The 22,907-nt window shown below is 70.0% G+C and carries 22 protein-coding genes; 13 read left to right on the top strand and 9 right to left on the bottom strand.

Going from position 1 to position 22,907, the window contains the following annotated elements; all coding sequences use genetic code 11:
• Positions 1-60: 60 nt before the first annotated feature.
• Complete coding sequence (locus GGQ87_RS12385) at positions 61-1,704, top strand: PAS domain-containing protein (RefSeq protein ID WP_168048214.1); 1,644 nt, start codon at positions 61-63, stop codon at positions 1,702-1,704.
• Between the two features lie 528 nt (positions 1,705-2,232).
• Entirely contained in the window at positions 2,233-2,478 is a 246-nt protein-coding gene (locus GGQ87_RS12380) for a hypothetical protein (protein WP_168048212.1), read from the top strand.
• A gap of 18 nt (positions 2,479-2,496) precedes the next feature.
• Here GGQ87_RS12380 and GGQ87_RS12375 read toward each other — a convergent pair whose 3' ends face one another.
• Positions 2,497-3,714: an N-acetylmuramoyl-L-alanine amidase family protein gene (locus tag GGQ87_RS12375; protein WP_168049244.1), complete on the bottom strand. Its 1,218-nt coding sequence runs from the start codon at positions 3,712-3,714 to the stop codon at positions 2,497-2,499.
• Positions 3,715-4,154: 440 nt separating this feature from the next.
• Between GGQ87_RS12375 and GGQ87_RS12370 the strand changes: the two genes are divergently transcribed.
• The 3 genes from GGQ87_RS12370 (at position 4,155) to GGQ87_RS12360 (ending at position 9,059) form a co-directional block, all read left to right on the top strand.
• Positions 4,155-6,764 carry an Rne/Rng family ribonuclease gene (locus GGQ87_RS12370; protein ID WP_168048210.1) on the top strand — a complete coding sequence of 870 codons (2,610 nt, stop codon included), beginning with the start codon at positions 4,155-4,157 and terminating at the stop codon, positions 6,762-6,764.
• 61 nt (positions 6,765-6,825) lie between these two features.
• Positions 6,826-8,235 carry a M48 family metalloprotease gene (locus GGQ87_RS12365; RefSeq protein WP_168048208.1) on the top strand — a complete coding sequence of 470 codons (1,410 nt, stop codon included), beginning with the start codon at positions 6,826-6,828 and terminating at the stop codon, positions 8,233-8,235.
• Between the two features lie 17 nt (positions 8,236-8,252).
• On the top strand, positions 8,253-9,059 hold the full coding sequence (locus GGQ87_RS12360) for a DsbA family protein (RefSeq protein ID WP_168048206.1): 807 nt from the start codon (positions 8,253-8,255) through the stop codon (positions 9,057-9,059).
• On the opposite strand, the gene GGQ87_RS12355 is transcribed toward GGQ87_RS12360, so the two are convergent.
• Positions 9,056-10,750 carry a tetratricopeptide repeat protein gene (locus GGQ87_RS12355; protein WP_168048204.1) on the bottom strand — a complete coding sequence of 565 codons (1,695 nt, stop codon included), beginning with the start codon at positions 10,748-10,750 and terminating at the stop codon, positions 9,056-9,058. The genes GGQ87_RS12360 and GGQ87_RS12355 overlap by 4 nt on opposite strands.
• Positions 10,751-10,849: 99 nt before the next feature.
• Here GGQ87_RS12355 and mutL point away from each other — a divergent pair, with 99 nt between their 5' ends.
• Both mutL and GGQ87_RS12345 read left to right on the top strand, forming a co-directional pair.
• A complete protein-coding gene (mutL, locus tag GGQ87_RS12350) occupies positions 10,850-12,703 on the top strand; it encodes a DNA mismatch repair endonuclease MutL (protein WP_168048202.1) in 1,854 nt (617 codons plus the stop codon).
• Between the two features lie 146 nt (positions 12,704-12,849).
• Positions 12,850-13,125: a YjhX family toxin gene (locus GGQ87_RS12345; RefSeq protein WP_168048200.1), complete on the top strand. Its 276-nt coding sequence runs from the start codon at positions 12,850-12,852 to the stop codon at positions 13,123-13,125.
• Here the strand turns inward: GGQ87_RS12345 and rsmD are convergent.
• The 4 genes from rsmD to GGQ87_RS12325 form a co-directional block, all read right to left on the bottom strand.
• Positions 13,108-13,683: a 16S rRNA (guanine(966)-N(2))-methyltransferase RsmD gene (rsmD, locus tag GGQ87_RS12340; RefSeq protein ID WP_168048198.1), complete on the bottom strand. Its 576-nt coding sequence runs from the start codon at positions 13,681-13,683 to the stop codon at positions 13,108-13,110. The two genes, GGQ87_RS12345 and rsmD, sit on opposite strands and share 18 nt — an antisense overlap.
• On the bottom strand, positions 13,680-14,315 hold the full coding sequence (locus GGQ87_RS12335; protein ID WP_168048196.1) for a TMEM175 family protein: 636 nt from the start codon (positions 14,313-14,315) through the stop codon (positions 13,680-13,682). The genes rsmD and GGQ87_RS12335 overlap by 4 nt, the downstream gene beginning before the upstream one ends.
• A complete protein-coding gene (locus tag GGQ87_RS12330; protein ID WP_168048194.1) occupies positions 14,312-14,962 on the bottom strand; it encodes a TMEM175 family protein in 651 nt (216 codons plus the stop codon). Before GGQ87_RS12330 ends, GGQ87_RS12335 begins: the two co-directional genes overlap by 4 nt.
• Before the next feature lie 65 nt (positions 14,963-15,027).
• Complete coding sequence (locus GGQ87_RS12325) at positions 15,028-16,539, bottom strand: pseudouridine synthase (protein ID WP_168048192.1); 1,512 nt, start codon at positions 16,537-16,539, stop codon at positions 15,028-15,030.
• On the opposite strand from GGQ87_RS12325, the gene tadA reads away from it, so the two are divergent.
• Positions 16,528-17,001 (top strand): tRNA adenosine(34) deaminase TadA, encoded by a 474-nt coding sequence (gene tadA / locus GGQ87_RS12320; RefSeq protein WP_168048190.1) that lies wholly within the window; start codon positions 16,528-16,530, stop codon positions 16,999-17,001. The two genes, GGQ87_RS12325 and tadA, sit on opposite strands and share 12 nt — an antisense overlap.
• A 43-nt stretch (positions 17,002-17,044) precedes the next feature.
• A complete protein-coding gene (locus GGQ87_RS12315) occupies positions 17,045-17,449 on the top strand; it encodes an MliC family protein (RefSeq protein ID WP_168048188.1) in 405 nt (134 codons plus the stop codon).
• Here GGQ87_RS12315 and GGQ87_RS12310 read toward each other — a convergent pair.
• From GGQ87_RS12310 to GGQ87_RS12300, 3 genes are read right to left on the bottom strand one after another with little or no spacing between them, the layout of a single operon-like run.
• The gene (locus tag GGQ87_RS12310) at positions 17,446-18,033 is read right to left on the bottom strand and encodes a GNAT family N-acetyltransferase (RefSeq protein ID WP_168048186.1); all 588 of its coding nucleotides are present in this window, start codon (positions 18,031-18,033) and stop codon (positions 17,446-17,448) included. The two genes, GGQ87_RS12315 and GGQ87_RS12310, sit on opposite strands and share 4 nt — an antisense overlap.
• Entirely contained in the window at positions 18,030-19,139 is a 1,110-nt protein-coding gene (gene aroB, locus GGQ87_RS12305) for a 3-dehydroquinate synthase (RefSeq protein WP_168048184.1), read from the bottom strand. The genes GGQ87_RS12310 and aroB overlap by 4 nt, the downstream gene beginning before the upstream one ends.
• Entirely contained in the window at positions 19,136-19,714 is a 579-nt protein-coding gene (locus GGQ87_RS12300) for a shikimate kinase (RefSeq protein ID WP_342448362.1), read from the bottom strand. Before GGQ87_RS12300 ends, aroB begins: the two co-directional genes overlap by 4 nt.
• Positions 19,715-19,827: 113 nt before the next feature.
• On the opposite strand from GGQ87_RS12300, the gene GGQ87_RS12295 reads away from it, so the two are divergent.
• The 4 genes from GGQ87_RS12295 (at position 19,828) to GGQ87_RS12280 (ending at position 22,905) form a co-directional block, all read left to right on the top strand.
• Positions 19,828-20,727 carry a site-specific tyrosine recombinase XerD gene (locus GGQ87_RS12295; RefSeq protein ID WP_168048182.1) on the top strand — a complete coding sequence of 300 codons (900 nt, stop codon included), beginning with the start codon at positions 19,828-19,830 and terminating at the stop codon, positions 20,725-20,727.
• An 86-nt stretch (positions 20,728-20,813) separates the two neighbouring features.
• Positions 20,814-21,764: an acetyl-CoA carboxylase carboxyltransferase subunit alpha gene (locus GGQ87_RS12290; protein WP_168048180.1), complete on the top strand. Its 951-nt coding sequence runs from the start codon at positions 20,814-20,816 to the stop codon at positions 21,762-21,764.
• A gap of 86 nt (positions 21,765-21,850) precedes the next feature.
• Positions 21,851-22,435, top strand: a complete 585-nt coding sequence (locus GGQ87_RS12285) for a response regulator (RefSeq protein WP_168048178.1) — start codon at positions 21,851-21,853, stop codon at positions 22,433-22,435.
• Positions 22,432-22,905 carry a chemotaxis protein CheE gene (locus GGQ87_RS12280; protein WP_168048176.1) on the top strand — a complete coding sequence of 158 codons (474 nt, stop codon included), beginning with the start codon at positions 22,432-22,434 and terminating at the stop codon, positions 22,903-22,905. The genes GGQ87_RS12285 and GGQ87_RS12280 overlap by 4 nt, the downstream gene beginning before the upstream one ends.
• Positions 22,906-22,907: the final 2 nt, after the last annotated feature.

The following is a 22,907-nucleotide window of genomic DNA, read 5'->3' as shown; positions in this document are numbered from 1 at the left end:
CGCGATGGCTACCGATTAGATGTTGCGAGGCGTCGGGCGATATCCGGTCGGTCCCTAGGTATGAACACGGGCCGGTCGCGCCTCGGGAACAGAACAGCACGTGCGCTGTTTCACTCAGCTTTGTTCTCCTGCACTCTCCTACTAAGGCGCAGCTTGGACAGCGCTGACCTCGACACGCCGCGCCAAGTTATGCAAAGAATGAAATCTATCCGCGACTGTATTACGCCTGACATTGAGGATAACGCCTTCGGCGGGTTCTCAACACGGACCGGCCCGGATACCCGACCCACCACTCGCGAACTCGGCAAGACGGCCGGTCTGATAGAATCCCTGAGGCTGAGCGAGGCGCGCCTGCGGGCCGCCAGAGAGCTTGTCGGTCTGGCGGTCTATTCCTGGAATCCGCAAACGGACGTTCTGGACTGGGATGATGGCCTTCGCGCCCTCTGGGGCCTGCGGTCAGGCGAGCCCGTCGACCGCTCCGTCTTCGAGGCGGGCATCCATCCCGAGGATCGCCCGCGGGTCCGGGACGCGATCGCGGCCTGCCTCGACCCCTCCGGCGATGGCCGCTACGTGATCGAATACCGCGTCAGAGGCCGTGACGGCGTCGAACGGTGGGTCGCAACCTCGGGCCGCACCACCTTCGTTCACGGCAGACCCGTGGATTTCATCGGCGCCGCGATGGATGTCAGCCAACGCAAGCGCTCCGAAGCTGACACCCGCGAGAGCGAGGCCCGGTTCCGCGGCTTCGCCGAACACAGCACCAACCTGCTTTGGATCGTCGACCCCGGCGCCGGACTGATCGAATACAGAAGTCCCGCCTACGAGCGTATATGGGGCCACCCCCGGTCCGAGGCCCCCAGCCGCGTCGATGACTGGTTCGCCCATGTGCATCCGGGTGACGCGGATCGGGTCCGGCGCGCCCTGCGCTCGGTTCAGGCAGGGGGCGTCGCCTTGACGGAGTACCGGATCGTGCGGCCCCGGGACGGGGAGGTTCGATGGCTGCGGGACACCAGTTTCCCGATCCGCGACGCGGCGGGCGAGGTCACGAAGATTGGCGGCATCGCCGAAGACCTGAGCCGTCAGGACGAAAAGCAGGTCTACCTCGTTGGCTCTTCCGCTTCTGAAGAGCGTCGGCTCTCCCGCATGATGCGCAAGCTGGGACTGCGGGTTCGCGCCTTCCCTGGAGCCGAGGCGTTCCTGGATATCGCTCCGTTTCTGGCGCCCGGTTGCGTGCTTGTGGATCTGCGTCGTTCAGACCGAAAGGCGGCGTCCATCCCGCTCGAACTTCGCGCCCGCTCGATCCCGCTGAACGCCATCGTCATCGGGCCCGACGACGGAGACGTGACCACCGCCGTTGCGGCGATGAAGGACGGCGCCGCGGATTATCTGCAGCCGCCGCTCACCGATGTCGCCCTCGAAACCGCGCTCTCGTCGATCACGACCGAGGCGCGCGCCCTCGCCGAAACGGCCGCCGGCGATGAAGCCGCCGCCCGGATGGGCCGTTTGAGCCCCCGGGAGCGCGAGGTGCTGACCGGGCTGGTCGAGGGCGGCACCAACAAGATGATCGCGCTGAAGCTCGGCATCAGCCCCCGCACGATCGAGCTTCATCGCAGTCAGATCATGGCGAAGGTGAACGCGACCAATCTCGCGGAGCTGCTGCAACTCGCCATGGAGGCGGGTCTTCGCCCGCCCCCGCGACGGTAGAGCCCGGAAACCGCTCAATCTCTGCTACCTATCCCGCCTCTGTCTCCATACTTTTCAGAGCTAACCCTCTGAACTCCCGCCCCTTCATCACTTTGTCAGCGTCACGAACGCGCCATAGGGCGCAGGGCGGTTACACTCTTCCGGTCCCGTCGCAGGGGAGGCGCAAAGGCCTTGCGTCCTTTGGCGGCGGGATGTGGAGAAGCGGGGACCCGGTTCCCGGCTGGCGGTTCAAGCCAGCCAACGCCCGGGGTCTGATGGATGTCGGATGTCAGGGGCGAGGGGGATACTCGCCCGGTCCGGGGATCGGCTGCGCAAGGCCGACCCGCCCGCCGGAGGCGCTGCGGTAAGGCGATAACACCGCCACCCGACGCAAGCTTCCGCTCACTCTCCGCGCGGAGCGTCTGACTGCGTCGAAACGGTAAAACCAAAACGAATTCCGGGCGCAGGCCCGGCGCTCCGCACGCCTTCCCGCCCCTCGCGCCGCCCGGCGCGGGGCCGCTTCCGCACGTCTGGATGAAAGGACCACCCATGCCCCTGCCCCGCAACCCCCGCCCGCCGCGCCCGCCGCCGCCCTCGTTCGAGGCCCTGCTACGGGCCGAGATGCACCGCCGTGAAACGGTCTGGCGTGACGCCGTGCATGCGGAATCCTGGCGGCTCGTCTACGCCGACGGCCTCCGCTGCGCCGGCCCCGCCGAATGGGCCCGCGGCCGCCGCTCCCTGATCGACCAGGGCATCCTGCCCCCGCCGTGGCTGCCCGAGGCCGAGGGGCTTTGAGCGCACGAAACAGGAGGTCTAGTTCGCCGCCCCGCCCGCCGACGCCATCTGCAGCTCGCCCGCCGGTTCGCGGAAATAGCGGTCGATGCCCTCGGCCACGGCGCGCATCAGCCGGCGGCGGGCGCGGCTGTCGTTCAGCAGCCGCTCGTCCTCGGGGTTGGTGATGAAGCCCATCTCCAACAGCACGGCCGGCACGTCGGGCGCCAGCAGCACGGCCAGACCCGCGTCGCGGTGGCTGCGGCGCAGCAGCGGATGATCCGCGCCCTCGAGCTCGCCCAGCAGGGTCCGGGCCAGCTGGGCCGAGCGGTTCTGGGTGGCGCGCTGGGTCATGTCCAGCAGGATGCGGTCGACCGAGGGATCGCGCCCCGGCAGGTTCAGGCTGCGCTGCCAGTTCTCGCCTCGCGTGAACTCGCGCACCGCCCGGCCGGCGCCCTGTTCCGACAGGGTGTAGACGGATGCGCCGCGCGTGGCCGGGTCGGCCCCGGCGTCGGCGTGCAGGGAGATGAACAGGTCGGCGCCCGCCTGCCGCGCGATGGCCACCCGGCGGTACAGGTCGACATAGGCGTCGCTTTCGCGGGTCATCCGCACCCGGTAGCGGCCGCCGCGCTCCAGCTCCTGCTTCAGGGCCTGGGCGGCGGCGAGGGTCACGGCGCTCTCCCGCGAGCCGGCGCCCTGGGCCCCCGGATCGCGTCCGCCATGACCGGCGTCGATGTAGATCAGCGGCCGTTCGGTCGGCCGCGGCTGGGCGCGCTCGGCGCGCGGGGCGGTGCGCGCCGGGGCCCGGCCCGTGGCCTTCAGGTCGATGACGTAGCGGTAGTGGGCGATGCCGTCGCCGGGCGGCAGCAGGAACCGCCGCTCGATCTCGGCGCTCGTGGCCAGGTCCAGCTCGACGCGTGAGGCGGTTCCGGCGCCGGCGACGCGGAAGCCGCGCACCAGCCCCTGCCCGTTCCCGGTCAGCCGGCTGGCCGGCGCCACGCCCGACAGGCTGATCACCACATGGCCGTCGTCGCCGGGCTGGATCACCTGTCCGCGCGATGTCCGGTCCAGATCGACCACCACCCGGGTGCGCTCGGCGTCGCCGCCGAAGCGGACCCGCATGATCTCGCCCATGGCGCCCGAGGCCAGACCGCGCCCGGCCGCCAGCAGCGCCACGCAGAACAGCAGGAACCCGGCCGCGGCCAGCACCCGCTGGCGCACGCTCCACTGCGACACCCTGATACGCGACAGCCCGTGCATTCGACGGAGACCCACCCTTCTGGCTTTGCCGGGATCATGCCGCAACGGGGTGGCCAACGGGTTAAGGCCGGCGTGGCTTTCAATTCGAATTCGCCATGCCTATGCTTGGTGCGCTCGCGAACGATCGCGTCCCCCGATTTTCGGGCGGATGCGCCCTCCTCGCGGCATGACTTTCACTGATCCGAGAACCGGCCGGGCCTGCCCGCCGGTTCGACGACGGGTCCGGGACGCCCCTAAAGACGGCGCGTCCGGGCCCAGGACCGTACGAACCTTCATGGGCCATTCCGCCTGCGCTCCCTTCCGGTCCGATCGGACCGACCTCGCCTCCGGCCCTTGCCGCGGCGACGGGATGGCGCACGCCTCCGCCCGCAATCCCATTCGGCGAGCCGCCTTGTCACCCCCTCGCGGGGACGGCCGAGCGCGCCAGAGAGAGACTTTCCATGTCAAAGACCATGTTGATCGACGCCGCCCACGCGGAGGAAACCCGCGTCGCGATCGTCGAGGGCCGTCAGATCGAGGAATTCGACTTTGAATCCCGCTCGAAGCGTCAGCTTCGGGGCAACATCTATCTCGCCAAGGTCACCCGCGTAGAGCCCAGCCTGCAGGCGGCCTTCGTCGAATACGGCGGCAACCGCCACGGCTTCCTCGCCTTCAACGAAATCCACCCGGACTATTATCAGATCCCCGTCGCCGACCGCGAAGCCATCATGGCCGAAGCGGCCACGGATGAGGACGAGCACGACGACCTCGGCCGCGAGAGCGACGAAGGCGATCACGAGGGCGGCCTCGCCGAGGAGGAACGCCTCAAGCGCCGCCTGATGCGCCGCTACAAGATCCAGGACGTCATCAAGCGCCGGCAGGTCATGCTGGTGCAGGTCGTCAAGGACGAGCGCGGCGGCAAGGGCGCGGCCCTGACCACCTGGCTGTCGCTGGCCGGCCGCTACTGCGTCCTGATGCCCAACACCGGCAAGGGCGGCGGCATCTCCCGCAAGATCACCCAAGCCTCGGACCGCAAGCGCCTCAAGGCCGCAGCCGCCGCCCTGGACGTGCCGCACGGCATGGGCCTGATCATCCGCACGGCCGGCGCCAAGCGCACCAAGGCCGAGATCAAGCGCGACTACGAATATCTGCTCCGCCTCTGGGAGACGATCCGCGAGACGACCCTCGCCTCCAACGCCCCCTCGCTGATCTACGAGGAAGAAAACCTCGTCCGCCGCGCCGTGCGCGACATGTTCGACAAGGATTTCGACGGCATCCAGGTCGAGGGCGTCGAGGGCTTCAAGGAAGCGCGTGACTTCATGCGGGTGCTGATGCCCTCGCAGTCGAAGAAGGTGCACCTGTACCAGGGCGCTCGCCCGCTGTTCGCCTCCAACGGCATCGAGGAGATGCTGACCCAGATTCACCAGCCGACCGTGCCGCTGAAGTCGGGCGGCTATCTGGTGATCAACCAGACCGAGGCGCTGGTCGCCATCGACGTCAACTCCGGCCGCGCCACCAAGGAGCGCAACGTCGAGGCCACCGCCTTCAAGACCAATATGGAAGCGGCCGTCGAGGCCGCCCGCCAACTGCGCCTGCGCGACCTCGCCGGCCTGATCGTCATCGACTTCATCGACATGGATGAGTCGAAGAACAACCGGTCGGTCGAGAAGGCCCTCAAGGATGCGCTGGCCAAGGACCGCGCCCGCATCCAGATGGGCCGCATCTCCGGCTTCGGCCTGATGGAAATCAGCCGCCAGCGCCGCCGTCTCGGCGTCATCGAGGGCGCCACCGAGGTCTGCCCGCACTGCCAGGGCGCCGGTCGCATCCGCTCGGCGGAAAGCGCCGCCCTGATGACCCTGCGCGGCGTCGACATCGAGGCCGGCCGCAACGGCGCCGGCACGGTCAACCTGCGCGTCTGCACCGCCGTGGCCCTCTACATCCTCAACCACAAGCGCGACTACCTGCAGCGCCTGCTGACCCAGCGCGGCCTCAGCGTCATCATCCAGATCGACGACACCCTGTCCCAGGGCGAACACACGATCGAGCGTACCGAGACCAACGAGGACTTCACTCCGCCCGAGGGTGCCGAGCCCTTCGTCGACCTCGACGATGACTTCGACGACAGCGCCTATGCGGACGACGAGGAAGAGGAAGACGAGTTCTTCGACGACGTCGAGGACGAGGATGAGGACGCCGTTGGCGAGGACGCAGACGGCGAGCCCCGCGAGCGCACCGAACGCGTCGAGGGCGAGCGCGGTCGTGGCCGTGGACGCCGCCGCCGTGGCGGACGCCGCGAAGAGGGCGAGGCGCCGGCCGGTGAGGCCGCCCCCGCCCTCTCCGCCGAGGACGACGATGACAGCGAGGCCGGACGCCGGCGTCGCCGGGGTCGCCGCGGCGGTCGCCGTGTCCGTGAGGAAGGCGGCGAGCGCGACGGCTTCAACTGGGTGCGCGGCCGCACGCCGTCGCTCGAGGACCCCTACGTCTGGTTCGACCCGATCAACCCCGGAGCCGCCGCGCCGCGCGCCGCGGCCGAGGACTCCGCTGAAGGCGAGGTGCCCCGCGAGCGGGTCGAGGCCGAGGGCGGCGAGTCCGGTGAACGCAGCGGCCGCTCGCGTCGCCGTCGGGGCCGCGGACGCGGTCGTGACCGCGCCACGGGCGAACTGAATGCCGATGCCGGCGCCGAGGCCTTCGCCGCCAGTGAGGGCATGGAGCCGGAGGCCTCGGCCGCCGATGCGCCTGCCGCCGATCTGGAGGCGCCGGCCCCCGTCGCCGTCGAGGAGCCGAAGCGCCGTCGCGTCCGCCGCAAGGTCGCCGCAGACGCCGCCCCCGCCCTCGAAGCCCCGGAGGCCGAAACCGTCGAGGCGATGGCGCCCGAACCGGAGCCGACGCCCGAGCCCGCACCTGCGCCCGAGCCCAGGCCCGAGCCGGTCGTCGAAGCTGCGCCGCCGGCCCCTGTCGAGCCCGAACCGGCTCCGACGCCTGAAGTCGACGTCGCGGCCCTGATCGCCGAGGACCCGAACCAGATCGTCGCGCCGCCCGAGAAGCCGAAGCGGGGATGGTGGCGCCGTTGAATGGCCGCGATTAGATAGTGAGGATCGGGGCGGGGGCGATCACCGGCTTCGGGAGCACGCCATGACTTGGCTGACCAGACACACCGCCCGCTTCGTCGGGGCCGCTGCGGCGGCTGGTCTGATGCTGGCCGCCCCGGCCCCCGCCTCCGCCCAGAGCGCCATCCGCGACACCGAGATCGAGACGATCATCCACGGATGGGCCGATCCGGTGTTCACCGGCATGGGGCTTGAGCCGTCGGAGATCGAGCTTCTGCTCATCAACGACAACGAGTTGAACGCCTTCGCCCGTCGCGGACGCATCATGGGCATCAACACCGGCCTGATCCTGCGGACCACCAGCCCGAATGAACTTCTGGGCGTCATGGCCCACGAGGCGGGGCATATCCGCAACCGCCACACGCTGCGCGACGGGGTCCAGAACGCCGGCATGCAGCCTATGCTGATGACCATGGCCCTCGGCGCCCTCGCCATCGCCGCCGGCGCGCCCGACGCGGGAGCGGTCCTGCTGGGCAACAGCCAGTATTTCGGCACCCTCAGCGCCCTTCGCTACATGAGCCATCAGGAAGGCGAGGCGGACAACACCGGCGCCCGCGCGCTCGAGAGCGCCGGCGAATCGGGCCGCGGCCTCGTGACCTTCTTCGAGAATTTTCGCTCCCAGGAGGTGTTCTCCGACGCCCGCCGCTTCCCCTATTTCCGCAGCCACCCGCTGTCCTCCGACCGCATCGAGAACCTGCGCCGGCTGGTGTCGGAACAATCTCACTACGACCATCGCGACAGTCCCGAGCGCATGGCCCAGCACGCCCTGATCCTGGCCAAGATCCACGCCTTCATGGATCACCCCCGCGAAACCCTGCGTGACTATCCCGAGAGCGACACCTCCCTGCCGGCGCGCTACGCCCGCGCTATCGCCCTGTACCGCGATGGCCAGACGGAAAAGGCCCTCGCGGCCGTCGATGTCTTCCTGACCGAACAGCCCGAGAACCCGTACTTCTGGGAGCTGAAGGGCCAGATCCTGTTCGAGGAAGGCCGCCCCGAAGAAGCCATCGGCGCCCATGAGCGGTCGGTCGAGCTCAAGCCAGACGCGCCCCTGCTGCGGATCAACCTTGCCCATGCCCTGATCGAGACGAACGACCCGGCCCGGCTCGACGCCGCCGTGGACCAGCTCAAGCGCGCCACCGCCCTCGAAGAAGGCGACAGCATCGCCTGGCGTTTGCTGGCCCAAGCCTACGCCAGCCAGGGCAAGGAGGGCGAGGCCCGTCTGGCCTCCGCCGAAATGTATTTCGCCATCGGCGCCGAGCGGGAGGCCACCCAGTTCGCCCTGCGCGCCCGTGACATGCTGGACCCCGGCTCGGCCGAGTGGACCCGCGCCATGGACATCGTCTTCGCCTCCGGCGCCACCCAGAACGATGTGGACGACGTCGACCGCCGCAACGAACGCCGCCGCTCCACCATCGTGCCGGCCGCCGGCTGAAGCCTTCGAGAGCCTGAATGACCGAAACGCCAGACACCGCCCCCGCCCCTTCCACGGCCAGCAGGCTGCTATCCGGAAACCGCGCGGGCATGGCGGCGCTCGCGGTGTCCGTCGTTGCCCTGATCATCTCGGTCGCCCCCTATGCGACGGGCACGGACTTCGGCTCGCGGGTGAAGACCTACCTGGTGCAGAACCCCGAAGTCCTGCAGGAGGTCAGCAACGCTCTCGACCTGAAGGCGCAGCAGCAGCAGATCGTCGAAAACCGCCAGAAGACGGTCGAGATCACGGCCCGCGCGACCGCCAACCCCGGCCTGCTGGCGGTTGACAGCCGCGACGCCGCCTTCGGCCCGGCGGATGCAAAGGTTACCGTCATCGAGTTCTTCGACTTCCGCTGTCCCGGCTGCAAGGCGACCGCGCCCGAGGTGCTGCGCATGATGCAGGCCCATCCGGACGTGCGCTTCGTCTTCAAGGAGTGGCCCATCCTCGACGGCCCCGCCAACGGCGTCTCCCACTACGCCGCCCGCGCGGCGCAGGCGGCTCACCGCCAGGGCAAATACCTGCCGGTGTTCCGCGCCCTGATGGCCCAGCCGTCGCTTTCGGAAGAGGCGGTCGACGCCATCCTTCAGGCCAACGGCGTCTCCATGAGCCAGGCCGAGGCCGCCATGTCCGGTCCCGAGATCGCCCGCCACATGGCGGACATGCAGACGTCCGCCACGGCCCTCGGCCTGATCGGCACGCCGACCTTCTTCGTCAACGGCAAGGCCAGCGAATCCATCCAGCCGGCGGCGCTGGAGCGCGCCATCCGGGAAGCCAAGGCCGGCTAGGCCAGCTTCAGGCTCATCGCGCCGCCGACCCATTCGACCCGCGAGCGGCGCTCCGCTTCGGCCGCTGCCGCGGCGTTTCCGAGTGCGCTCTCGGCCTGAGCCAGCACGAAATAGCTGTAGGGGTCGCTCGGCCAGTCCTCGAGCAGTTCCAGCACCTTGGCCCTGGCTCCGGCCGCGTCGCCTGAAGCCAGCATCGCCGCCGCCAGACTGCGCCGGGTCGGGTACCAGATGACCGGCGGATCCCCGCCCTCGTCCTCCTCGGCCTGGATTTCGGCCGCGCGCGTAAAGGCCGCCACCGCCGCCGCGCCGTCCCCGGCGATCATCGCTGCCCGGCCCTCCAGAATCCGCTGTGACAACTCCATGAAGCCCCGCCGACCCTTGGCGTCATCACCGGCCAGGCCGGGCGTCAGGATCAGGGCCGCGATCGCCGCCGCCTCGGCGCGCACCTTGTCCGCGTCTCCCGCCCGCGCCGCCGCCTCTCCCCGCGCATACCGCCAGCTGGCCCGCAGAAGGGGCCGGCTCTCGGACGGCTCCTTCAGTTCCGCGACCTGCGCCTGCGTGCCGAACCGGCCGTAGATCGCATAGGCGTCATTGGCCATCAGCTGCCGCCAGGGGTTCTCGACCGGGATCTCGGGGTAGGTCTCCAGGAACCAGTCGGCGAGCTTCAGCCCCTCGACATCCCCGCCGGCCATCAGCGCTCCGCCCATGCCGAAATGGATGTTGTGCCCGTGCAGAGGCATGCCCGGCACGCCGCCGGGCGGCCTCGCCAGCGCGTCATAGCGCCGGTCCAGCGCCACGGCCGCGACGTTGGACATCATCGCGTCCTTGTAGCGTCCCACCCGGTAGAAGGTGTGCGACGGCATATGCACAAGATGACTGGCGCCGGGCGCAAGCGCCGCCAGCTGCTCGCCGTACGGGATCGCCTTGTGTGGATCATCCGACCATTCCGTCAGATGGATATAGAGGTGGATGGCGCCGGGATCGTCCGGCGCAGCCGCGAGCGTCTGCTCAAGGATCTCCATAGCCCGGACGATGCCCGGATCGGCGGCCTTGCCCTCGTCGTCCCACCAGCGGTCCGCCTTCAGCATCCAGGCGTCCGCAGTAATCGCGGCCACGGTCACGTCCGCGGGGTTGCGCCGGGCGATCCGGTCCATGGCCGTGGCGAAGCGGTTGGCTCGCGACGACTCGCGGCCCGAATAGCGCTGCACCAGGGCGTCGATCATCTGGCGCTGCATGGCCGTGGCGCCCCGGGCCAGCCGACGGGCGTCGCGGGCCGCCTTCAGCGCCTCCCGCTGCGTCTCCTCCCCGCCGCCTCCGCCGTTGAGGTTCGGCCCCATCGCCCAGGCCTCGCCCCAGGCGCACATCCCGCAGTCGGGATCGAGCATCCGCGCCTTCCGGAAGGCGCGCACCGACTCGCCGTGCTCGAACGCCCAGCGAAGCCGGACACCATGATTGAACCACGCCTGCGCCTCGGGATTGGCCGTATCGACCTTGAAGCCCCCCGTGCCGAAGCCCTCGACCATGACCATCTCGGCCACGGGCGCGCCTTGGGGGTCCTCTCCGGCCGGGCCGCAACTGCGCGGGCGCTCGATCAGGTCCAGCACCGCGCGATCCGTCGTCGCGTCGGCGACCGCCGAGGGGCCGATCATGATCGTGGCCGCCGCCACGCCGCACATCAGAAGCCCGCGCATCCGAAATCTCCCCTGTCCCCAGCCGATACTGGCCTAACCCCAGCGCGAGGCCAAGCGGCGCTTCTCCCCCGCACCGGATCGGCCCATACTTTCCCGTCCATGCCCATCCGCCGCCTCCCGCCCGAAACCGTCAACCGCATCGCCGCCGGCGAGGTGGTTGAACGCCCGGCCAGCGCCATCAAGGAACTGGTCGAGAACGCGCTCGACGCCGGGGCGACCCGCATCGAGGTCCAGGCCGATGGGGGCGGCCTCAGCCGCATCCTGATCGCCGACGACGGGCATGGCATGGCCGCCGGCCAGCTGGCCCTCGCCATTGAGCGTCACGCCACCTCGAAGCTGGAGCCCGATGACGCCGGCGACGTCGACCTGCTGCGCATCCACACCTTGGGCTTCCGCGGCGAGGCCCTGCCCTCGATCGGCTCGGTCGCCCGGCTGACGATCACCAGCCGCCCCAAAGACGGCGGCGACGCCCACCAGATCACGGTCGAGGGCGGCGACCAGCGCCCGGTCGCCCCCGCCGGCTTCCCCGGTCCCCACGGCGCCCGCGTCGAGGTCCGCGACCTCTTCTACGCCACACCCGCCCGCCTGAAATTCATGAAGTCCGAGCGGTCGGAGGCCATGGCCATCTCGGAAGAGATCAAGCGTCAGGCCATGGCCCACGAGACCGTCGCCTTCACCCTCGACCTCGACGGCCGCACCACCCTGCGCCTGCCTGCGGAGCATCCGGGCGACCACGGCCGCCTCAAGCGCCTCGCCGCCCTGCTCGGCCGGGATTTCGAGGCCAATGCCCTGCTGATCGATCAGGAGCGGGACGGCGTCCGCCTTACCGGCTACGCGGGCCTGCCGACCTACAGCCGTGGCAACGCAGGCCACCAGTATCTGTTCGTCAACGGCCGCCCGGTGAAGGACCGTCTGCTGCAGGGCGCCCTGCGCGGCGCCTACGCCGACTTCCTCGCCCGCGACCGTCACCCGGCCGCCGTCCTCTTCCTCGAGGTCGATCCGCTCTACGTCGACGTCAACGTCCATCCGGCCAAGGCCGAGGTGCGGTTCCGCGACCCGGCGCTGGTGCGCGGCCTGATCGTCGGGGCCTTGCGACATGCGCTCGCCGGCGCCGGCCACCGCGCATCCACCACCGTCGCCGCCGACGCCCTCGCCGGTTTCCGCCCCCACTCCGGTGTTGGGGGCGCCGCCTACAGCCCCTCCTCCCCCTCCGCCCAAGGCTGGAGCGGCTGGCAGGGCTGGGCCGGTCCCGCGACCGCTGCCGCCCAGATCCTGCCGGGCCTGAGCGAGCGGTCGGCCCGTGTGGAGGCCCCCGACTTCGCCGCCGGGCCTCACCCAGTCCCCGGCGGCGCCGAAGTCATCGACCCGCTCGACTATCCGCTCGGCGCCGCCCGGGCCCAGCTGCACGGCACCTACATCGTCGCCCAGACCCGCGACGGCCTCGTTGTCGTCGACCAGCACGCGGCCCACGAGCGCCTCGTCTACGAGCGGATGAAGGCCCAGATGGCCGCCGGCTCCGTCACCCGGCAGGCCCTGCTCACGCCCGAAGTCGTAGAGCTCGACCCCGCCGAGGCCGAGCGGGTCTCCGCCCGCGTCGGCGAACTGGCCCAGCTCGGCCTGATCGTCGAACCCTTCGGCGCCGGCGCCGTGCTGGTTCGCGAGACCCCCGCCCTCCTCGGCGACACCGACGTCCATGGCCTGATCCGTGACATCGCCGACGATCTGGCCGAACACGGAGCCGCCCTCGCCCTCTCCGAACGCCTTGGCGAGGTGTGCGGGACCATGGCCTGCCACGGCAGCGTCCGCGCCGGCCGCGTCCTCTCCGCCCCCGAGATGAACGCCCTGCTCCGCCAGATGGAGGCCACGCCCCACTCCGGCCAATGCAACCACGGCCGCCCGACCTACGTCGAACTCAAGCTGGCTGATCTGGAAAAACTGTTCGGACGGCGCTAAGGCAAGGCTTCACCCCTTCGGGAAGCCTATGTCCGAGATTGTCCGCAAGGCCTGAGGCCTCACGGCAAGACCCTGTGAAGAGCCTCTGAACCCGCCGGCGTCCATCGCGCCGGCGCAATCGTTCACGCCTTTCGGACATTCCACAAATGAACATCTCCCGTGCGGAACAGCGCACGCTGCACGCCCTTGCGCAGGGCGGCGGCATCAAGCTGATCCGCGACCCAAACGGCAGCCTGCTGCGCGCAGACTGCTTCACCCGCGATGGCTTGCTGCTCACCGACTGCAACCTGTCGGTCTGGCGCAAGCTGAAGAAGAAGGGGCTGATCGCCTCGATCGGCGGCGGCCCCTACCGGGTCAACCGCGACGGACTGGCGCGCATGCGCAGCCAGCTCGACAACCGGGTCTCAGAGCGCCGCTGGTGAAACTCTGAGAAACAGGACGCGCGCGGCGCCATAGTCGCGCGCGTCCAGCCGTTCGTATCCGGGCGTGTCGATCTCCGGCTCATCCGAGCCGCGCTCGAACACCACCACCGCCCCCGGCCTGAGCCAGTTGCCTTCCAGCAGCCGGGCCAGCGTCTGCTCGCCCAGTCCCTTCCGGTACGGCGGGTCGAGGAAGGCCAGATCGAACGCCTCCCCGTCCGAGCCGGGACGCACACCCAGATCGACTGCGCTGCGCCGATGCACCCGGGTCCGACCCATCACACCATAGGCGTCGGCGTTCTCGCGGATGGCGCCCCGCGCATCCTCGTCGGTTTCCACGAACAGGCAGAAGGACGCGCCCCGGCTGATCGCCTCGAAGCCGAGCGCCCCGGAGCCGGCGTAGACGTCCATCACCCGCGCGCCCTGCAGCCCCTCGGCCCAGGACGCATGCTCCAGCACATTGAACACCGCCTGCCGCGCCCGGTCGGAGGTCGGGCGCGTGCCCTGCCCTTCCGGCGCGACGATGGCCCGCCCCTTCAGACTTCCGGCGACGATCCTCATGCGTAGCGGCGCTTGGTCCAGATGATGAAGGCCGTCAGCCCGACCGCGATCAGGGCCAGACCGCCCGTGATCCACACCGGCGTATTGGAGAACAGAGCCAGCGACGCGCCGCAGCAGGCGCCCGGCATCAGCGTCTGCATCAGCATCACCGACAGCCTGCGCATCGGGTGCAGGCGCGGTCGGACAACGTCGGCGACGAAGGCCGCATAGCCATAGGTCATGCCGTTGAACAGGCCGATGGCGCTGACCAGGCCGAGGTAGATGGCGAAGGTCTCGGGCGTGACCGGCGGCGAATACATCAGCACCGTGGCGAAGGGCATCAGGGCGATCCCGGCCAGCACGGCCAGGTTCAGCACGAACACCCCCATGGTGAACCGCTCCATGCCGAGGAACAGCCGCCTGTGAGTGTTCCAGAATATGCCCACGACGCCGAAGCTGAGCACGAAGGCCGCCAGCATCGGCCATCCCTCCCGCAGCAGCGTCGCCGCCGTGCCGTCCCAGCCGTGGGGCACATGCAGCTCGATGGCGAGCAGGGTGATGGCGATGGCGAACACGCCGTCCGAGAAGAACAGCAGCCGGTCGAGGCTCGGATCGCCCTTGTGCGCCAGATCGGCGTGGGTGTGATCGGTCATGAGCGCCACTCCGGCTCGATGGATTGTTTCAGCCGGCTGCGGAATATCCGCGCGGCGAGGACGAGCGCGATCACCGGCGCCAAGACCCAGACCTGGGCTCCGGCCACGACGAGGCCCAGCAGAGGCATGGAGACCGGCATGATCAGCATGGTAACCAGGATCAGCCGGCGGGCCTGCTTCGGCGGTGGCGAGCGGAAGAGGGATGGTTTGACGAAGGCCGAATAGATCCAGATGCCCGCGTTGGCGATGCCCAGCAGGCAGAAGATGGCCCAGTACAGGGTGAAGCCGCCCCCGCCCGGCCCGCCCTCGAAGGCCATGTTGTTGACCACCGGCACCAGGGTGATGACGCACAGCATGAACAGGTTCAGCACCGTCAGCCCCATGTCCGCGCTGCGGAACCGGCCGAACATCTTCCGGTGCGCGATCCAGAAGCCGGCGATCACCACGAAGCTCAGCAGGAAGGCCAGACCCTGCCGCCACATCAACAGGCCCAGCGAGCGCAGGCTATGGTCCCACCCCTCCGGCGGACGAAGCTCCAGCGCCAGCAGCGTGATGGCGATGGCGAACACGCCGTCTGACAGCATGATCAGCCGCTCGAGCGCATAGTCGCGCTCGCCGCTCTTGTCCTCCAGCATGTCCATGGTCATCGGCGGCCCTCCCCGGCGCCTCCACGTTCAGGCGGTTCGGCGGCCGCCGTCAACCGTTCGCGACCTCAGCGGGGCTTGCGCGGGCCGCCCGGCTTCGGACCGCTCCGGCCGCCCGGAGGGTTGCTGCGGGTGCCGCCGCCTCGCGGCTTGAAGCCCTCGCGGGCCGGACCGCCTTCACGGGGCTTGAACGGGCGTTTGGGTCGATCCCCGTCCGCCGCCGGCCTGCCTTCGAAGGACCGGCCTTCGGAGCGCGGGCCGCCGCGGGGCTTGTCGATGAACTGATCCTCACGCGGCTTGAAGGCGCGCTTCGGACGATCGCCGCCGCCTTCGCCGGTCTCGGGCCGGGCCCGGGGCGTGAAATTCTTCTTCGGGTGCTCGAACTTCGGCGCCGCCTTGGCCCAGCCGCTCTTCTTCTGGGGGCGCGCGGCCCGCTCGGCGGCCGCGTCCGCGGCGGCGCCCGCCGCGCGCACCCGGCTCGGCTTGCGTGACGGGTCGGAAATGGCCGAGCCCGAGGCGCCCTTCACGATCGGCGTCGAGACGCGCCGTCCCGGGATCGGAGCCGGCGTCGCCACCGTATTGCCGGTCGGCAGGTTCTCCGGCCGGATATGCTCGGCCAGCAGTTCGCGGATCACCCGCGGCCCCACCTCCTCGACCGAGCCGACCGGCAGGGTGCCCAGCTGGAACGGCCCGTAGGCCAAGCGGATCAGACGGTTCACGGTCAGGCCGAGGTGCTCCAGCACCTTGCGGACCTCGCGGTTCTTCCCCTCGGTGATCGAGACGCTGATCCACAGGTTGGCGGACTGCTTCTCGTCCTCGCCGCCCTTCGCCTTGTCCAGCGTCGCCTCGATCGGCCCATAACGGACGCCGTCGACCGTCACCCCGCCCTTCAGCGAATCCAGCTGCAACTGGCTGACCCGCCCCCGGGCCCGCGCCCGGTACTGGCGCACCAGTTCCGTCTGCGGCAGCTCGAGCGCCCGGCTCAGCTCGCCGTCATTGGTCAGCAGCAGCAGGCCTTCGGTGTTCAGGTCCAGCCGTCCGACCGAGATCACCCGCGGCAGTCCGCTGGGCAGGGCGTCGAACACGGTGGGCCGACCGGCGGGGTCGGTGTGCGAAGTCAGCAGGCCGGCCGGCTTGTGATAGCGCCACACCCGCGTCGCCTGCGCCGAGCCGATCGGCTTGCCATCGACGGTGATGACGTCGTCGCGCGTCACCAGCGTGGCCGGCGTGTCGAGGATCTTGCCGTTGACCGCCACCTTGCCGAGACCGATCAGCCGTTCAACCTCGCGCCGCGAGGCGATGCCGGCGCGCGCCATGGCCTTGGCGATGCGCTCGCTGCGCTTGGGCCCCTCGTCGGCCTTGGCGGCCCCCTTCCCGTCCTTGGAGAAGGGCTTGCCGTCCTTCGAAAACGACTTGCCGCCCGCTTTCCCCGCGGGCTTGCCGAAGGACTTGCCGCCCTTGGGCGGGCCCCGGTCCTCGGCACCCTCGGCGCGTTTGACGTAAGGTTTGCGGGGGCCGTCGCGGTCGCCGTCTTGACGCGGGCGCGGCTTCTTGTCGTTGTCTCGGGGATGGAAGGCCATGATGAGCGGTTCATGCACATGGCCTTGGCCTGTGCGCAAGCGGCGGCGGACGCGGGAGAGACTCCCGTCGGCTGCGTCATCGTCGACGAAACCTCCGGCGAGGTGGTCGCCGAGGGCCGCAACGGCCCCATCGGCGCCCACGATCCCACCGCCCACGCCGAGATCGTCGCCCTGCGCGCCGCGGCCGCGAAGCTCGGAAACTACCGGCTCACCGGCCTGACCCTGTACGTGACGCTCGAGCCCTGCGCCATGTGCGCCGGGGCCATCAGTCATGCCCGTATCGGCCGTGTGGTCTGGGGCGCCGATGATCCCAAGGGCGGCGCGGTCGCCCACGGCCCCCGCTTCTTTGACCAGCCCACCTGCCACTGGCGGCCACAGACCACCGGCGGCGTGCTCGCCACGGAAGGCGCCGAGCTGTTGCGCACCTTCTTCCGGGCCCGGCGCAAGGGAACAGCGGCCTGAACGGCGCGTTTCAGGGCCCGTCCTCCACGGCAAGGCTTGTCCCATGCGTCTGATGCTCCTCGCCGTCGCGGCCGCCTTCGCCCTGAACGCCTGCGGTCAAAAACCGGCCGAGGCTCCCACGGACGGAGAATCGGTCCGCCAACGCGCACAGGAGGCCCAGACCGCCCGTCGCCGCACGGGCGCCGAGCTTCAGGAGCGCGCCCTGAACCGCGTCATCCGCACCGTCTACCTGTGCAACAACGGCGAGCGCCTCTCGGTCGATTTCGACAATCCGCGCGAGATGGCGACGGTGCGCAACTCAAACGGCGAGGCCGTGGACCTCTTCCGCGAACGCGCCGCCGACGGGCTGTGGTATCGCGCCTCGGGGTACGAGCTGCGCGGCGAGGGCGTCATGGCTCGCTGGACCGCCGACAGCCGTGAACCCACCGACTGCCGCGCCGTCGACTAGGCGTAGTCCGCCAACCGCGCATCCAGCCGCGCCCGCACCGCCGCCCAGTCCTCGTCGGTGATCGAGAACATGACCGTGTCCCGCACCCGGCCGGTGTGGGTGATCTTGTGCCGACGCAGCACCCCTTCGCGCACCGCGCCCAGCTTGGCGATGGCGGCCTGACTGCGCTGGTTGATGCCGTCGGTGATGATCTCGACGCGCACGATGCCGCTGTCGAAGGCATGCTGCAGCAGCAGCCGCTTGCTGGCCGGATTGACCACTCCGCCCCGCGCGTCCGGATGGTAGAAGGTCGAACCCAGCTCCACCCGCCGGTGCGTCGGGAACAGGTCGTGCAGACTGCTCGTGCCCACGATGCGGCCGTCGGACAGTCGGCGCACCGCGTAGGGCGTGTCCCGCCCTGTCGCCATCCGATCGATGAAGCCGTCCCACCACGGGTCGAAATTCCGGCCATGAGCGGTCGAGACCATGATCGACCAGGCCGCCTCGTCGACGCTGATCGCCGCGCGAACGTCTTCCTTCAGCTCCGGCGCGAAGGGTTCGAGCCGGACCCAGCGGTTCTCCAGCACGACCGGATCGATCTTCATCGGCCGGCGATTTCCCGCTCGAGAAAAGCCGTCACCGCTGCCGCGTCGACATCCTTGCTCACGAAGGCCTCGCCGATCCGTCGGGCGAGGATCAGCGTCAGCCGCCCGCCCTCGGCCTTCTTGTCCCCCGCCATTCGCTTGACCAGCGCCGCGGCGCGGAACGCCCCGACCTGGGTCAACCGCGTAGGCAGCACCGCTGCGTCGAGTGCCGCCTTCACCTTGGCGCCCTCTTCAGGCTGACACGCGCCGATCTCGACCGAGAACCGGAAGGCCAGCGCGCAGCCCAGCGCCACGGCCTCGCCATGCGTCAGCTTGGTCTCGTCGAAGCCCAGCTCCGCCTCGATGGCATGGCCGAACGTATGGCCGAGGTTCAGCAGGGCGCGCCTCCCCGCTTCCTTCTCGTCCTCGCCGACGATGGCGCTCTTGATCTCGACCGAGCGGACGACCGCCCGTTCCAGCGCCCCCGGATCGCCCGCCGCCCCCGCCGCGCCCTCCCCCGACAGCCAGTCGAAGAAGTCAGCGTCGCAGATCAGCCCATGCTTCAGCACCTCGGCCCAGCCGGACCGCAACTGACGCTCCGGCAGGGTCGCCAGCACGTCGATGTCCGCCACCACCAGCCGCGGCTGATGGAAGGTCCCGACCAGATTCTTGCCGCGCGGCGTGTCGATCGCCGTCTTCCCGCCCACCGATGAATCCACTTGCGCCAGCAGGGTCGTCGGAACCTGCACGAAGTCGATGCCCCGCATGAACAGGGCCGCCGCCAGACCGGCCAGATCGCCGACCACTCCGCCGCCCAGCGCCACGACCACGTCCTTGCGGTCCAGCTGGAAGGCCAGCATCCGGTCGATCACCCGCTCCAGCTCGGCGAAGGATTTGGAGCCCTCGCCGGGCGGCACCGTCAGCAGTCGCCCATGCACGCCCGCAGCCTTCAGCGACGCCAGAGCCGCCGCGCCGTGCAGCCGCCCGACGGTCTCGTCCGTGATCACCACGGTCCGCCCCCGGGCCAGCGGCGCCATGCGCTCTCCCAGCTCCGCCATCAGCCCTCGTCCGACGACCACCTCATAGGGCCGGAAGTCGCCGCCCGAGACCGGTACGACCGTCGTCACGCCTTCATCTCCGAACCCTCGGCCGCGAAATGCGCCTTGAGGGCGTTCAATATGCCCTCGACCGCCTGCGCATGCGCCCCGCCCGCCACGTCCACCGTCACGTCGGCGGTCGCATAGACCGGGTAACGCACGTCGGCCATGGCCTTCAGCGCCGTCAGCGGGTCGCGCCCGCGCAGCAGCGGACGCGTGTCGCGCCGTTGCACCCGCTGCGCCACGGTCTCCAGATCGGCGCGCATCCACACCGTCACCGCCCGGTCTTTCAGCAGCGCCCGCGTGTCCGGGTTCAGGATCGCCCCGCCGCCGGTCGCCAGCACCATGCGCGGGCCTTCCAGCAGCCGCCTCATCACCCGCGCCTCGCCCGCCCGAAACTCCGACTCGCCCAGCCGCGCGAAGATGTCCGACACCGTCATGGCCGCCGCCGCCTCGATCTCGATGTCCCCGTCGGCGAACGGCAGGTTCAGCCGCTTCGCCAGCCGCCGCCCGACCGTCGATTTCCCCACCCCCATCAGTCCGACCAGCGCTATGGTGCGCTGATGAACCGGAATCGGTCCCGTCTCCGCCACGGCTTCGCTCACGACCGACCCCTCGAGAGGCGGCGTGGCGGGCGCGAAATGGGCGGCGGCAGGCGAGGCGTCATGACCCGTCCACCCTTTACACCAGGCGCCGCCGCCGCAAAGCGGTCCCGCGCATGAGCACGCCGCAGATCGAGGCCTTTCTGGAGATGATGGCGGTCGAGCGCGACGCCTCGCCCCATACCCTGTCCGCCTATGGCCGCGACCTCGCCGACGCCGAGACTGCCCTGACCGGCGGCCTGATGCAGGCCGATGAAACCGCGGTCGAGAGCTGGTACGCCGGCCTCGGAGCGCGCGGGCTGTCCCCCGCGACCCAGTCCCGCCGCCGCTCCGCCGTGCGCCAGTTCTACCGCTTCGCCCTCGGCGAGGGCTGGCGGCAGGACGATCCCTCCCGCCGCCTCGACGCCCCCAAACAGGGCCGCAGCCTGCCGAAAGTCCTCAGCCGCGACGAGGTCGAGCGCCTGCTCGCCGCCGCCTCGGCCCGCGACGGAGCCGCCGGCCTCCGCCTCGTCGCTCTCGTCGAACTGGCCTACGCCTCCGGCCTCCGGGTCTCGGAGCTGCTCGCCCTGCGCGTCGAGGCCGTGCGCCGCGACCCGGCCTTCCTGATCGTGCGCGGCAAGGGCGGCAAGGAGCGCCTCGCCCCCCTCAACGCCTCCGCCCGCGAAGCCGTCAAAGCCTGGCTCGTCGCCCGCGACGCCGCCCGCCCGGAGAAGGCCGCGGACAGCCCGTGGCTCTTCCCCTCCGCCTCGGCCAAGGGGCACCTCACCCCCCGCCGCTTCGCCCAGTTGCTCGATCAGGCCGCCATCGACGCCGCCGTCGACCCGGCCCGCGTCAGCCCCCATGTCCTGCGCCACGCCTTCGCCACCCACCTGCTCGAGGGCGGCGCCGACCTGCGCGTGGTCCAGACTCTGCTGGGCCACGCCGACATCGCCACCACCCAGATCTACACCCACGTCGCCACCGACCGCCTCGCCCAGGTCGTCCGCGACAAGCATCCCCTGGCGCGGGACGACTGAACCGCCGCTTGCCCCCCGGCGTTGACCCCACTAGGTTCCGCCGCCTTCCGTTGCGCCGCATGGCGCGCCTTTGAGAAGTCGCCTTGATGGCTGCGCACTACCTCGAGTTCGAAAAGCCGATCGCCGATCTGGAGGCGAAGATCGAGGAGCTGAACCTGCTCTCCTCGACCTCCGGCTCGTTCGACGCCGAGGTCGACGGCCTGCGCAAGAAGGCCGAGCAGCTGCGCAGGAAGACCTACGCCGACCTCGACCCGTGGATGAAGACCCAGGTCGCCCGCCATCCGCAGCGGCCGCATTTCGTCGACTATGTCGAAGGTCTGTTCACCGACTTCGTCGAGCTCAAGGGCGACCGGCAGTTCGGCGACGACCAGGCCATTCTCGGCGGCCTCGCGCGTTTCCGTGGTTCGCCCGTCGTCGTCATGGGCCATGAGAAGGGCCACGACACCCAGACCCGCCTGACCCACAATTTCGGCATGGCGCGGCCCGAGGGCTACCGCAAGGCCGTCCGCCTGATGGACATGGCCGAGCAGTACGGCCTGCCGGTCCTGACCTTCGTCGACACCGCCGGCGCCTATCCAGGCCTCGGGGCCGAGGAGCGCGGCCAGGCCGAGGCCATAGCCCGCTCGACCGAGCGCTGCCTGACGCTGGGCGTGCCCTCCATCGCCACGGTCACCGGCGAGGGCGGCTCCGGCGGGGCCATCGCCATCGCCGCCGCCGGTCGTGTGCTGATGCTCGAACATTCGATCTATTCGGTCATCTCGCCCGAGGGCGCCGCCGGCATCCTGTGGCGCGACGGGGCCCGCGCCCGCGACGCCGCCATGGCCATGAAGATCACCGGTCCGGACCTGCTCGAGCTCAAGATCATCGACCGCATCATTCCGGAGCCGGTCGGCGGCGCTCATGCCGATCCCGCCGCCGCCATCGCCAATGTCGGCGATGTCCTGGCCGAGGAACTGGCGGCCCTGTCCACCCTCTCCCCCGACCAGATCCGCAAGGCCCGCGCCGACCGCTTCTACGCCATCGGCCGGCTCGGATGAGGTTTCGTTAACCCTTCGGCGAGGGTTGTCTGGCAACGCTCGCCACATTCTGGGTTGCAGTTCGCGACTCGGCGGGGGTAGGCGTCATGACTTCAGTCGGCGAGGCGTTACGAGAGACCGCGATCATCAATCTGACCGGCGCGGTCACCATGGTCGTCGATGATTCCGCCTTCTCCGCCGAGATCACCACCAGCGCCCTGCTCGGCTTCGGCATCCGCACCCGATATTCGTGCCGCAGCGCGCCCGAAGCCATGCAAATCCTTGCCGATGCGGAGATCGACCTTCTGGTCATCGACTGCGAGATGCCCGGCATGGACGGCTTCGAAATGGTCCAGTGGCTGCGCCGCTCGGGGCCGCCCAACGCCTTCGTCCCCGTCATCATGACCGCGGCTCACATTCGCCGCTCGATGGTCAACAAGGCCCGCAACTGTGGCGCGAACTACATCGTGACCAAGCCGTTCAGCGCCTCCAGCCTGCTGGAGCGGATCGTCTGGGTGGCGAAGGACAACCGCCCCTTCCTTGAGGTCGGCGAATATTTCGGGCCCGACCGCCGCTTCCGCGAGGGCGAACCTCCGGGCGACGAACGCCGCGCCGACATCATTCGCCGCGCCGAGTTCGAGGCGCAGAAAGCCGCCACCGCCGCCGCAGCCGCCGCCGGGATCAGCCAGTGACCGTAATCACCCACGCCCGCCGCAAGTCGCGGCTCGCGAAAATGATCGACAGCGCCGGCGGCATCGCCGTGGGCGTCGCCCTGACCCAAGCGCGCGAGAACATCGCCGGCCTGCGCGGCAGGGGCCTTGAGGAGGTCACCCGACACGTCGGCGAACTGGCCGCCCTGCAGCAGCCCGATACGGCGGAGGAGAAGGCGGAGACCCTGCGCCGCATCTATCAGTCGGCTAACCACATCATCGACGCCGCCAGTCCATTTGGTCTGGACGAGATCTGCACCGTCGCCCTCAGCCTGTGCGACATGGTCGACCGCGCCGCCGGTGAGTCCGCCTTCGACTGGCGCATCCTGTCGGTGCACATCCAGTCCCTGCAGCTGCTGAACACCCTGCCGCCCGAGGCCACGGAACAGCGCCAGGCCGTCACGGGCCAGCTGGGCGCCATGGTCTCGAAGAAGTTCGGCCAGACAGACTAGGT

Origin of the sequence: Brevundimonas alba (assembly GCF_011927945.1) — a bacterium.
Taxonomy (GTDB): Bacteria; Pseudomonadota; Alphaproteobacteria; order Caulobacterales; family Caulobacteraceae; genus Brevundimonas; species Brevundimonas alba.
This window is presented reverse-complemented; position numbering and strand designations above follow the sequence as displayed.

Excerpts from the sequence above, each read along its gene's own strand:
- GGQ87_RS12315 (WP_168048188.1), top strand. The coding sequence starts at position 17,045 with ATGCGTCTGATGCTCCTCGCCGTCGCGGCCGCCTTCGCCCTGAACGCC.
- GGQ87_RS12355 (WP_168048204.1), bottom strand. The coding sequence starts at position 10,750 with ATGCGCGGGCTTCTGATGTGCGGCGTGGCGGCGGCCACGATCATGATC.
- GGQ87_RS12310 (WP_168048186.1), bottom strand. The coding sequence starts at position 18,033 with ATGAAGATCGATCCGGTCGTGCTGGAGAACCGCTGGGTCCGGCTCGAA.
- rsmD (WP_168048198.1), bottom strand. The coding sequence starts at position 13,683 with ATGAGGATCGTCGCCGGAAGTCTGAAGGGGCGGGCCATCGTCGCGCCG.
- GGQ87_RS12385 (WP_168048214.1), top strand. The coding sequence starts at position 61 with ATGAACACGGGCCGGTCGCGCCTCGGGAACAGAACAGCACGTGCGCTG.
- GGQ87_RS12375 (WP_168049244.1), bottom strand. The coding sequence starts at position 3,714 with ATGCACGGGCTGTCGCGTATCAGGGTGTCGCAGTGGAGCGTGCGCCAG.
- GGQ87_RS12295 (WP_168048182.1), top strand. The coding sequence starts at position 19,828 with ATGAGCACGCCGCAGATCGAGGCCTTTCTGGAGATGATGGCGGTCGAG.
- GGQ87_RS12345 (WP_168048200.1), top strand. The coding sequence starts at position 12,850 with ATGAACATCTCCCGTGCGGAACAGCGCACGCTGCACGCCCTTGCGCAG.
- GGQ87_RS12365 (WP_168048208.1), top strand. The coding sequence starts at position 6,826 with ATGACTTGGCTGACCAGACACACCGCCCGCTTCGTCGGGGCCGCTGCG.
- GGQ87_RS12380 (WP_168048212.1), top strand. The coding sequence starts at position 2,233 with ATGCCCCTGCCCCGCAACCCCCGCCCGCCGCGCCCGCCGCCGCCCTCG.
- GGQ87_RS12285 (WP_168048178.1), top strand. The coding sequence starts at position 21,851 with ATGACTTCAGTCGGCGAGGCGTTACGAGAGACCGCGATCATCAATCTG.
- GGQ87_RS12370 (WP_168048210.1), top strand. The coding sequence starts at position 4,155 with ATGTCAAAGACCATGTTGATCGACGCCGCCCACGCGGAGGAAACCCGC.
- tadA (WP_168048190.1), top strand. The coding sequence starts at position 16,528 with ATGGAAGGCCATGATGAGCGGTTCATGCACATGGCCTTGGCCTGTGCG.
- GGQ87_RS12335 (WP_168048196.1), bottom strand. The coding sequence starts at position 14,315 with ATGACCGATCACACCCACGCCGATCTGGCGCACAAGGGCGATCCGAGC.
- GGQ87_RS12290 (WP_168048180.1), top strand. The coding sequence starts at position 20,814 with ATGGCTGCGCACTACCTCGAGTTCGAAAAGCCGATCGCCGATCTGGAG.
- mutL (WP_168048202.1), top strand. The coding sequence starts at position 10,850 with ATGCCCATCCGCCGCCTCCCGCCCGAAACCGTCAACCGCATCGCCGCC.
- GGQ87_RS12325 (WP_168048192.1), bottom strand. The coding sequence starts at position 16,539 with ATGGCCTTCCATCCCCGAGACAACGACAAGAAGCCGCGCCCGCGTCAA.
- GGQ87_RS12360 (WP_168048206.1), top strand. The coding sequence starts at position 8,253 with ATGACCGAAACGCCAGACACCGCCCCCGCCCCTTCCACGGCCAGCAGG.
- GGQ87_RS12330 (WP_168048194.1), bottom strand. The coding sequence starts at position 14,962 with ATGACCATGGACATGCTGGAGGACAAGAGCGGCGAGCGCGACTATGCG.